Genomic DNA, 1,475 nt, shown 5'->3' with positions numbered 1-1,475 from the left:
CTCACTGGTGGACCGTGGGGTGTGACAAGGGCAGAGTTCTTGTCGCACTACCGGTGTCGTCGAGTCACTGCCGGGCTGAGCGAGCCGCCCTGCTTTCGGGGACGGCCTGACTGAGAGTCGCAGGGCCCGACGGCCCGGGACGTGCTGATCGGCCATAGGGCTTTGCGCCACGGGCTTCTCGGCCTCGGAGCGCCTCAGTGAGCGACCGACCGTCACATCCCGGACCGGAGTGCGTGTTTTCCGTGGGCTGACGGAAAGGAGCACTCTCATGGAGGCTACGCCCACCAGCACGTATGCCGGGATCGACTGGTCCTGGGGCCACCACGCGCTCTGCATCATTGACGAGCACGGACGACGAGTCGAGGAAGTGACCGTGTCACACACACGGCCGGGACTCGCCACGATCACGGCCCTGCTGCGCCGGCGGTCGGTCGCACGGGTCGGGATCGAGCGCGGCGACGGGCCGGTGGTCGAGCACTTGCTGCGCGACGGCTTCGAGGTCGTGGTGATCTCCGCCCGACAGGTCGCCTCGCTACGGGCCCGGCATGGCAGCGCGGGCAACAAGGACGACCGGTTCGATGCGTTCGTGCTGGCCGATGCCCTACGCACCGACGCCGGCCGGTGGGCGGTGGTCCGCCCCGACAGCGAAGAGACGCTCGCGTTGCGAATGCTTGTCCGAGCCCGGCAGGACCTCGTCGGTCACCGGATCGCCGTGCACAACCAGCTGCTCGCCACCCTCCAGCACAACTTCCCGGGCGCGGTCGGGTTGTTCAGCCAGCTCGACATCCCGATCAGCCTGGCGTTCCTGCGACGCTTCCCCAGCGAAGCACGAGCGGCTTGGCTGACCGCAGGCGGCGGCGAGCTGAGGATGGCGCACTGGCTCACCGCCAACCGCTACTGCGGTCGACACACCCCGCGGCGACTCGTCGACCACCTGACCACAGCCGCCCAAGGCCGAACCATCGGCGCAGCCGCGGAGGCCTCCGAGGTGATCGTGACGACGCTCGTCGACGTGCTCACCGAACTGCGCACCCAGCAGGACGCGCTCGAGCATCGAATCCGCGAAGCGCTCCTGGCCCACCCCGACGGACCGATCTTCCAGTCGCTGCCCCGAGCCGGTGTCATCCGCGCCGCAACCCTGCTCGCCGAGATCGGCGACTGCCGCGCCCGGTTCCCCGACGCGCCAGCACTCGCGGCCGCAGCCGGTGTGGCTCCCTCGACCCGGGCCTCTGGCAAGCACCGCACCGTGAGCTACCGCCGCGGCTGCAACAAGCAGCTCCGCGCAGCCCTGGTCGACTGGGCACAAGACACCCCACGCGCCAACGCCTGGGCCAGCGACACCTACCAGCGAGCCCGTCAACGTGGAGCCCGGCACCCACACGCCGCACGAATACTCGCCCAGAGCTGGACCAGGATCCTCTGGCGCTGCTGGCACGACCACGTGCCCTACGACCCCGACCTACACGGACGCTTGG

The 1,475-nt window shown here is 69.6% G+C and carries 1 protein-coding gene; it reads left to right on the top strand.

Going from position 1 to position 1,475, the window contains the following annotated elements; all coding sequences use genetic code 11:
* Nucleotides 1-268: 268 nt before the first annotated feature.
* Nucleotides 269-1,475: IS110 family RNA-guided transposase (locus tag ACXR8F_RS21490; RefSeq protein WP_458803623.1), on the top strand; the 1,207-nt coding region annotated here is incomplete at its 3' end.

Source organism: Terrabacter sp. AAH1 (genome assembly GCF_054456855.1).
The sequence above is the reverse complement of the archived record's forward strand: the minus strand, read 5'-3'. Positions and strand labels throughout refer to the sequence as shown.